8 protein-coding genes and 1 pseudogene are annotated in these 9046 nt (G+C 71.0%); 6 read left to right on the top strand and 3 right to left on the bottom strand.

All coding sequences use genetic code 11. The features are described from left to right. Positions 1–267 precede the first annotated feature (267 nt). Positions 268–501 carry an exodeoxyribonuclease VII small subunit gene (locus GT042_RS18935; RefSeq protein WP_237530935.1) on the top strand — a complete coding sequence of 78 codons (234 nt, stop codon included), beginning with the start codon at positions 268–270 and terminating at the stop codon, positions 499–501. Between the two features lie 266 nt (positions 502–767). On the opposite strand, the gene GT042_RS18930 is transcribed toward GT042_RS18935, so the two are convergent. Then, positions 768–1334: a DUF4245 domain-containing protein gene (locus GT042_RS18930; RefSeq protein ID WP_345943830.1), complete on the bottom strand. Its 567-nt coding sequence runs from the start codon at positions 1332–1334 to the stop codon at positions 768–770. Positions 1335–1458: 124 nt separating this feature from the next. On the opposite strand from GT042_RS18930, the gene glpX reads away from it, so the two are divergent. After that, entirely contained in the window at positions 1459–2490 is a 1032-nt protein-coding gene (gene glpX / locus GT042_RS18925) for a class II fructose-bisphosphatase (protein WP_161309904.1), read from the top strand. A gap of 123 nt (positions 2491–2613) precedes the next feature. Here glpX and GT042_RS18920 read toward each other — a convergent pair whose 3' ends face one another. Then, on the bottom strand, positions 2614–2988 hold the full coding sequence (locus GT042_RS18920) for a WhiB family transcriptional regulator (protein WP_161309903.1): 375 nt from the start codon (positions 2986–2988) through the stop codon (positions 2614–2616). A gap of 242 nt (positions 2989–3230) precedes the next feature. Then, the gene (locus GT042_RS18915; protein WP_161309902.1) at positions 3231–3917 is read right to left on the bottom strand and encodes a DUF1707 and DUF2154 domain-containing protein; all 687 of its coding nucleotides are present in this window, start codon (positions 3915–3917) and stop codon (positions 3231–3233) included. 202 nt (positions 3918–4119) lie between these two features. Here GT042_RS18915 and GT042_RS18910 point away from each other — a divergent pair, with 202 nt between their 5' ends. From GT042_RS18910 to GT042_RS18895, 4 genes and pseudogenes are all read left to right on the top strand, one after another. Continuing rightward, positions 4120–5787 carry a fumarate hydratase gene (locus tag GT042_RS18910; protein WP_161309901.1) on the top strand — a complete coding sequence of 556 codons (1668 nt, stop codon included), beginning with the start codon at positions 4120–4122 and terminating at the stop codon, positions 5785–5787. 128 nt (positions 5788–5915) lie between these two features. After that, positions 5916–7370, top strand: coding sequence for a class II fumarate hydratase (locus GT042_RS18905; RefSeq protein WP_161309900.1), 1455 nt, complete (start codon positions 5916–5918; stop codon positions 7368–7370). Between the two features lie 49 nt (positions 7371–7419). Beyond that, positions 7420–8106, top strand: a complete 687-nt coding sequence (locus GT042_RS18900; protein ID WP_161309899.1) for a DUF402 domain-containing protein — start codon at positions 7420–7422, stop codon at positions 8104–8106. 389 nt (positions 8107–8495) lie between these two features. Further along, positions 8496–9046: pseudogene (locus tag GT042_RS18895) on the top strand (serine/threonine protein phosphatase); the annotation flags it as partial.

Below are 9046 nucleotides of genomic sequence, written 5' to 3'. Positions count from 1 at the left end.
CCGCAGGCGCCGTGGGCGCCGCAGGCGCCGTGGGCGCCGCAGGCGCCGTGGGCTCGGCCCATGTGGGCCGCGCCACGGATGGTTCCCGTCTCATCGGTGCCGTTCGGCCGGGCGACACCACTCAAATGGCCCACATCGCGCACGCCGCCGACCGTGCCCGTGCCGCGCGTCCGGACTGTTCCGCTCGTTCGACTTGTTCCACCGGGCCGGCTCACCCGCCGGTTCGCCTGTCGGCTCGTACGCCGGCCCGTATGGAGGATGGATCGCATGGCCACGACGGATGAGAAGGCCGCGCTCGGCTACGAGCAGGCACGGGACGAGTTGATCGAGGTCGTGCGCCGGCTGGAGGCGGGCGGGACGACGCTGGAGGACTCGCTGGCGCTCTGGGAGCGGGGCGAGGAGCTGGCGAAGGTGTGCCGCCACTGGCTGGAGGGCGCCCGCGCCCGCCTCGACGCGTCCCTGGCGGACGACACCGCCGACTCCGAGCCGGGCGAGGGCTGAGCGAGGGCTGAGCGAGCCCAGCCCACCCAGCGCCTACCGGAAGACTCCGCCAGCCGGGCCGGCGGTCAGCGGATCCAGAGGGGATCCGTCCGCCGCGCGAGCGCCCGCCGACCGCTAGGAGTAGGAGCCGAACCGACGCCGAACCGGGAACCGGCTCCCGCCGGCCGGCGGGCAAAGCGTCGTCGTCGGGCGCGAAAGGCGGCCATGCGGCTGCGAAGACCACCGGCAGGCCGGGCCGCCCCCGGGCGCGCCCCCCGCCACCGGCGTCAGCCCGCCGCCGGGTCCGTCCCCAGCGCCGCCGCCATCTGGGCCAGGCGTTCGTACGACGCCGTGCCCGTGACCACCGTCGTCGCGCCCGCCTCCGTGCGGACCAGCGCGTCGTACTTGGGGCCGTCCCAGCGCTGCCACGTCTCGCCGGCCACCTCCTGCGTCCTGCCCGTGTTCTCGGCCCGCTGCGTGACCCCCGTGACGTACTTCTTCGCCGGCATCGTGGACTGCTCCACGGCGACGTACTCCCCGTCGGGGTCGAGATAGCCGAGGTGCCACGCGTCCGCGTTCTGCCGCTCGTACGAGACCGACGTGGGCTTCCAGCCGTCCGTCAGGCCCGTCGGCGCCACCACCGGGTACGGGGCCGCGCGCCGCGCCGTGAGGAGTTCGACGCGGTAGTCGACCGCCCGGACCGGGTCGGCCTTCTCGTCGTGCGGGATGAACACGTAGATCACGGCGACGACCGCGCCGATGACCAGCATCGACAGGAACATGTCCCGTACGGACTGTCTGCCTCTGCCTCGCTTCTCTGTCTCTGCCTGTACCTCTGTCTCTGCCTCTGCCACGGCCCCATCGTCGCATCACGCCCACGCCGCTCATCCGTGGGCCCCTCTGCTCAATCTGTCGCTGTACGGATAGAGTCGTATCACCCTCTTTTCCGGTCGTCACCGCACAGAAAGGTGCGCTCCGATGTCCGACAGTCAGCTGCCGCCCCCGCTGGAAGTGTCTCCCGAAGCCCCCGACCGCAACCTGGCGCTGGAGCTGGTCCGGGTCACCGAGGCGGCCGCCATGGCGGCCGGCCGGTGGGTCGGGCGCGGTGACAAGAACGGTGCCGACGGCGCCGCCGTCAACGCCATGCGCACGCTCGTCTCGACCGTGTCGATGAACGGCGTCGTGGTCATCGGTGAGGGCGAGAAGGACGAAGCCCCGATGCTGTTCAACGGCGAGCACGTCGGCGACGGCACCGGCGCCGAGGTCGACATCGCCGTGGACCCCATCGACGGTACGACCCTGAACGCCAAGGGCATGCCCAACGCGATCGCCGTCCTGGCCGCGGCCGACCGGGGCGCGATGTTCGACCCGTCCGCCGTCTTCTACATGGACAAGCTCGTCACCGGCCCCGAGGCCGCCGACTTCGTCGACATCAACGCGCCCGTCTCCGTCAACATCCGCCGCGTCGCCAAGGCCAAGCACGTCTCCCCCGAGGACCTCACGGTCGTCGTCCTCGACCGGCCCCGCCACGACACCGTCGTGCGGGAGATCCGCGAGACCGGCGCCATGATCAAGTTCATCTCGGACGGCGACGTGGCCGGTTCGATCATGGCCGCGCGCGACGGTACGGGCGTCGATCTGCTGCTGGGCATCGGCGGGACCCCCGAGGGCATCATCTCCGCGTGCGCCATCAAGTGCCTGGGCGGCGTCATCCAGGGCAAGTTGTGGCCCAAGGACGACGAGGAGCGCCGGCGGGCGATCGACGCGGGACACGACCTGGACCGTGTCCTGTCCACCGACGACCTGGTCAGCGGTGACAACGTCTTCTTCGTCGCCACCGGCATCACGGACGGCGAGCTGCTGCGCGGGGTCCGCTACCGCTCGGAGACCGCGACGACCCAGTCCCTCGTCATGCGCTCGAAGTCCGGCACGATCCGTCAGATCGACTCGACCCACCGGCTGTCCAAGCTGCGCGCCTACAGCGCCATCGACTTCGACCGTGCCAAATAGGACAAGCCAAATAGGACAAGCCAAACAAAAGGCAGGTACGGCGAGCAGGACCGTCGAACCCGTCGTCAGGGGCGCCCCGCATGTGCGGCGGGGTGCCCCTTTCCGTGGGTGGGGTACGGGCCCTCAGCCCGCCGCCGCGATGTGGTCGTTCGCCGCCGCGGCCGTCCTCAGCTCCACCTCACGGCGCCTGCGCCGCGCCAGCACCACGCGGCGCTCGGCGGCGGTGAGGCCGCCCCACACGCCGTACGGCTCCGGCTGGAGCAGCGCGTGCTCCCGGCACTCGACCATGACCGGACAACGGCCACACACGCGCTTGGCGGACTCCTCACGCGACAGCCGTGAGGCGGTCGGCTCCTTGGAAGGGGCGAAGAACAACCCGGCTTCGTCCCGGCGGCAGACCGCCTCCGAGTGCCAGGGGCCTGCCTGATCCTCCCGGGCGGGACTCCGCGGGGACGGTACGGCGGCGACCTGCAAGGGCTGGTGCGGCGGATGCGGCACGGGTCTACTCCTGACGACGGCTTCGCGAGCGAGAGACGATGCAGCTGTCCTTACCCGCTGTACGCGCCGCTATGCACTGCGTGGCACGCGGTTCCGGAGTCCGGAACGCGGTGCGGAATTCCGGACGCGTAACCACAACCGGACACCTTTGGCCGGAAAACATCGCCCCCGGACAACCCACCGGGACAACGGGGACAACCCTGCCCCGCCCGCCCGGCTCCTCCGCCCGGCCCCGGCGCCCGTCAGTGTCCGAGGTGCTTACGCGACCGCCGGTGCAGATCGGTGATCCACTTGCCCCGCTTGGGCTTGGCCTCGACGTTCCCGAACACCGAATAGCCGTTCACGATGACCACCGGCGCCTCGGGATCGGCGGCCTCCAGCGTCAGGACCTCGAAGTTGCCGAAGACGCCGGTGCCGCTGCCGCGCAGGGAGATGTTCTCGGGCACGCGGACCTCGACATTGCCGAAAATGGACGTCGCGTTGATCACGGTTGTCCGCTGCCCGAAGAGCGCTTCCGTGAGATCGATCTCCACATTTCCGAAGAGCGCGAACGCGCGCGTGCTCCGGCCGATGCGCCAGCGGCCCTTCCGGGTCGAGCTGCTGAACACCGCGACGAGGTTCTCGGCGGGCGCCGTCGGGTCGTCGGGACCGTAGCCGTACGCCCGGCCGCCCGCGACCGCCGAACCGGCGGCGTCCCCCGTCCCGGCCCCCGCCACCGGCAAGTCCCGTACCAGCGGTTGCAGTTCACCCAGGGTCTTCGCCCGGTAGACGGCGTCGATCCGGTCGGAATGTTCCTCGGCGTCCAGCCGGCCCTCCGCCAGGGCCTCCCGGAGGATGTCCGCGATCCGGTCTCGGTCGGCGTCGGAGGCCCGGATACCCGCGGGCTCCACCGGTTCGACCGGCTTCTGGGAGTGCTTTTCGAGGTCCACACCCTCAGGGTAGCGAAACGCGATAGATCGCGACCAGAGGCAGTCCGCGGGCCGGACGACGCGTCGGTCAGGGGAACCGGCCCGACCGGCCCGCCCCCGTGAGGCGCACCTCACCGGCACAGCCCCCGCCCCGCCGCCTACGCTGGGGAACGCGCGGCCAATGGAGGCCGCGCCGCCGCCTGTCGAGTGAGGAATGGCCGTAATGCCAGAGTTTGTGTACTCCGATCTGCTCCCCCTGGGAGAGGACACCACGCCGTACCGCCTGGTGACCGCCGAAGGTGTCTCCACCTTCGAGGCCGACGGGCGTACGTTCCTCACGGTCGAGCCGGAGGCGCTGCGCACCCTGGCCGCCGAGGCCATGCACGACATCTCGCACTACCTGCGCCCGGCCCATCTCGCCCAGCTGCGCCGGATCGTGGACGACCCCGAGGCCTCCTCGAACGACAAGTTCGTGGCGCTCGACCTTCTCAAGAACGCGAACATCGCGGCCGCCGGCGTCCTCCCCATGTGCCAGGACACCGGCACGGCGATCGTGATGGGCAAGCGCGGCCAGCACGTCCTCACCCGGGGCGGTGACGAGGAAGCCCTGTCGCACGGCATCTACGACGCGTACACCAAGCTCAACCTCCGCTACTCGCAGATGGCCCCGCTCACCATGTGGGAGGAGAAGAACACCGGCTCGAACCTCCCCGCGCAGATCGAGCTGTACGCGACCGACGGCGGCGCGTACAAGTTCCTCTTCATGGCGAAGGGCGGCGGCTCCGCCAACAAGTCGTTCCTCTACCAGGAGACGAAGGCGGTCCTCAACGAGACCTCCATGATGAAGTTCCTGGAGGAGAAGATCCGTTCGCTGGGGACGGCCGCGTGCCCGCCGTACCACCTGGCGATCGTCGTCGGCGGTACGTCGGCGGAGTTCGCGCTCAAGACCGCCAAGTACGCCTCCGCGCACTACCTGGACGAGCTGCCGGCCGAGGGTTCGCCCACGGGCCACGGCTTCCGGGACAAGGACCTGGAGCAGAAGGTCTTCGAGCTGACGCAGCGGATCGGGATCGGCGCGCAGTTCGGCGGGAAGTACTTCTGCCACGACGTCCGGGTGGTACGGCTCCCCCGCCACGGCGCCTCGCTGCCGGTCGCGATCGCCGTCTCCTGCTCGGCGGACCGCCAGGCCCTCGCGAAGATCACCGCCGAGGGTGTGTTCCTGGAGCAGCTGGAGACGGACCCCGCGCGCTTCCTCCCCGACACGACCGACGAGCACCTGGACGAGGCGGGGGACGTCGTACGGATCGACCTCAACCGGCCGATGGACGACATCCTCGCCGAGCTGACCAAGTACCCGGTCAAGACGCGGCTCTCGCTCACCGGACCGCTGGTCGTGGCGCGGGACATCGCGCACGCGAAGATCAAGGAGCGGCTGGACGCGGGCGAGGAGATGCCGCAGTACCTGAAGGACCACCCCGTCTACTACGCGGGCCCGGCGAAGACCCCCGAGGGGTACGCGTCCGGTTCCTTCGGGCCGACGACGGCCGGGCGGATGGACAGTTACGTGGAGCAGTTCCAGGCGGCCGGCGGCTCGAAGGTCATGCTCGCGAAGGGCAACCGCTCGAAGCAGGTGACCGACGCGTGCGGCGCGCACGGCGGCTTCTACCTCGGCTCGATCGGCGGCCCGGCGGCGCGCCTCGCGCAGGACTGCATCAAGAAGGTCGAGGTGGTCGAGTACGAGGAGCTGGGCATGGAGGCCGTCTGGCGCATCGAGGTGGAGGACTTCCCGGCATTCATCGTCGTGGACGACAAGGGGAACGACTTCTTCACCGAACCGGCCCCCGCGCCGACCTTCACCAGCATCCCGGTCCGCGGCCCCGGCCTGGCCTGAGCCGTACGCCCGAACCAGGCGTACGGGTCAGCCGTACGGGTCCCACCCCACCGGCGGCGCGCGGACGCGGCGCCGGTGGGAATACACCTGTCGGGCAGCCGCTTCGCCCTGACAGGAGGTCGTCACACATGAACGCACAGGACGCACAGAACCCGCAGGACACCCAGGACGCACAGGACACACCCGGCACCGGGGCCGCACAGGAGTACCGCGTCGAGCACGACTCGATGGGTGAGGTACGGGTCCCCGCCCACGCCAAATGGCGGGCCCAGACGCAGCGCGCCGTGGAGAACTTCCCCATCTCGGGTCAGCGCTTGGAGCCCGCCCACATCGCGGCCCTGGCCCGCGTCAAGGCCGCCGCCGCCAAGGTGAACGCCGACCTCGGGGTGATCGGCAAGGACGTTGCCGACGCCATCCAGGACGCGGCGGCCGAGGTGGTCGAGGGCCGCTGGGACGAGCACTTCCCGGTGGACGTCTTCCAGACCGGCTCCGGCACCTCCTCGAACATGAACATCAACGAGGTGCTCGCGACGCTCGCCACCGAGCGCCTGGGACGGCCCGTGCACCCGAACGACGACGTCAACGCCTCGCAGTCGTCCAACGACGTCTTCCCCTCCAGCATCCACATCGCCGCGACCGCCGCCGTCACCGGCGAGCTGACCCCGGCGCTGGAGCACCTCGCCGCCGCCCTGGAGCGCAAGTCCGCCGAGTTCGCGACGGTCGTGAAGTCCGGCCGTACGCACCTGATGGACGCCACGCCCGTCACCCTCGGCCAGGAGTTCGGCGGCTACGCGGCCCAGATCCGCTACGCCGTGGAACGCCTCGCCGCCTCCCTGCCGCGCCTGGCCGAGCTGCCGCTGGGCGGTACGGCGGTGGGCACCGGCATCAACACCCCGCCCGGTTTCTCCGCCGCCGTCATCGCCGAGGTCGCCCGCGCGACCGGGCTGCCGCTCACCGAGGCCCGCAACCACTTCGAGGCGCAGGGCGCGCGCGACGGCCTGGTGGAGACCTCGGGCCAGCTCCGTACCCTCGCCGTCTCCCTCACCAAGATCGCCAACGATCTGCGCTGGATGGCCTCGGGCCCCCGTACCGGACTCGGCGAGATCTCTCTCCCCGACCTCCAGCCCGGCTCCTCGATCATGCCCGGCAAGGTCAACCCCGTGATCCCCGAGGCCGTGCTGATGGTCGCGGCCCAGGTGACCGGGAACGACGCGACGGTCGCCGCGGCCGGCGCCGCCGGGAACTTCGAGCTGAACGTGATGCTCCCGGTCATCGGCAAGAACCTCCTGGAGTCCGTACGGCTGCTCGCCAACGTCTCGGTCCTCCTGGCGGACCGTACGGTCGACGGCATCACGGCCCACGTCGAGCGGGCCCGCGCGTACGCCGAGTCGTCGCCGTCCGTCGTCACCCCGCTGAACAAGTACATCGGGTACGAGGAGGCCGCGAAGGTCGTCAAGCGGTCGCTGGCCGACCGGCGGACGATCCGTGAGGTCGTCCTGGACGGGGGGTACGTGGAGCGCGGGGACCTCACCCTGGAGCAGCTGGACGAGGCCCTGGACGTCCTGCGGATGACGCGGCCGTGATCCGACAAGTCCCCCGGCGCGCTGGGCGCGCTCCCACTAAGATCTGCGCATGACAGACACGGCAGCGGCCGGGCCCTGGGCGCCCGGCACCCAGATCCTGTGGCGGTACCGGCAGAACGCCGGGGACCACGTCCACATCTGCCGCCCTGTCACGGTCGTCCAGGACACCGACGACCTGCTCGCGGCCTGGCTCGCGCCCGGTACGCCGTGTGTGAAGCCGGTCCTCGCCGACGGCACCGCCCTCCACCACGAGCCGCTGCCCACCCGCTACACCAAGCCGCGCACGGTGGTGCGCGACCAGTGGTACGGCATGGGCGTGCTCAAGCTGGCCCGCCCCGGGGACCCGTGGTCGGTGTGGCTGTGGTGGGAGCGGGGCTGGCGGTTCCAGAGCTGGTACGTGAACCTGGAGGAACCCCACACCCGCTGGGCCGGGGGCGTCGACTCCGAGGACCACTTTCTGGACATCGACGTCTATCCGGACCGTACGTGGCGGTGGCGCGACGAGGACGAGTTCGCCCAGGCGCAGCAGGACGGCCTGATGGACGCCCGCCAGGCGCTCCGGGTCCAGGAGGCCGGGCGGGCGGCGCTGGAGGTGATCGGCGCCTGGGGCGCGCCGTTCAAGGACGGCTGGGAGAACTGGCGGCCCGACCCGGCGTGGCAGGTTCCCGAGCTGCCCGCGGACTGGGACCGGGCGCCCTCGGGAACGCGGCGGGTCAACTCCAGGACCACGGCGTGACCCTCGCGAGGACGGAATCCACGACCACGGCGTACGTCCCGTGAGGGCGAATTCCGGCCCGATTCCGGTACTGGATCCCGCTCTTCCGGATCCGGGCCCATGAGACTCTTGCTACGACCACAGGCTTCAAACGTAGGATCGTCCTCCGCAAGGCCGCACCCGCTCAACGGTTCCGCGGAGCGCGCGACCTGACCGCACATCATCACGACCGCACTTCACTACGAGCACGACCGCACATCACTACGAGGGGGTGGAGCCATGTGTGTCGGGCATCGCTCCGTCCGGTCGTACGCGCACGAACCGCCAGCCGATCCACGAAGATCGACCGGACAGGACCCAGTCGAAGCGATCGCATCGCACCACCGGCCCGGACGGACGGAATCCCACGCGTGACGGAGCATCCCACCTCCCACGAAGGCCGGCAGCCCCTGGTTGCCCGGCCGCAGGAACGCGCGCGGCCGCGGCAGGAGGCGGCGGGAACCGCCGCCGTGCCCGCCCCCGCGCTGCCCACCACGGCGTCGCTCGACCCCACGGGGACCGCGCGGCGCGAGGGCGACCGGCTGCGCTTCGTGGGAGCGGCCACCCGCAGGATCGCCCGCGGCATAGACCTGGACGAGATCGTCCTCGGCCTGTGCCGGGCGACGGTGCCCACGTTCTCCGACGCGATACTCGTCTATCTGCGTGATCCGCTGCCCGTCGGCGACGAGCGGCCGATCGCGCCCTTCGTCCTGCGGCTGCGCCGCACGGACCGGCTGCGGCTCACGGACGGCCGGATCGACTCCGAGGGGACCTTCCTCGGCGGGATCCCGGTCCAGATCGCCGAGGGCGACCTGCTGCCGGTCCTGGACCCGCAGTCCGACGTCATGCCGGCGGCGGAGCTGTGCGAGGTGCTCTCGGGCGGCGCGCTCTCCGAGGTGCTGCGCGGGGTGCGCCCGGTCTT

Origin of the sequence: Streptomyces sp. SID3212 (assembly GCF_009865405.1) — a bacterium.
Lineage (GTDB): Bacteria > Actinomycetota > Actinomycetes > Streptomycetales > Streptomycetaceae > Streptomyces.
This window is presented reverse-complemented; position numbering and strand designations above follow the sequence as displayed.

Coding starts and splice junctions, on each gene's coding strand:
- GT042_RS18935 (WP_237530935.1), top strand. CDS start 268: ATGGCCACGACGGATGAGAAGGCCGCGCTCGGCTACGAGCAGGCACGG.
- glpX (WP_161309904.1), top strand. CDS start 1,459: ATGTCCGACAGTCAGCTGCCGCCCCCGCTGGAAGTGTCTCCCGAAGCC.
- GT042_RS18910 (WP_161309901.1), top strand. CDS start 4,120: ATGCCAGAGTTTGTGTACTCCGATCTGCTCCCCCTGGGAGAGGACACC.
- GT042_RS18905 (WP_161309900.1), top strand. CDS start 5,916: ATGAACGCACAGGACGCACAGAACCCGCAGGACACCCAGGACGCACAG.
- GT042_RS18900 (WP_161309899.1), top strand. CDS start 7,420: ATGACAGACACGGCAGCGGCCGGGCCCTGGGCGCCCGGCACCCAGATC.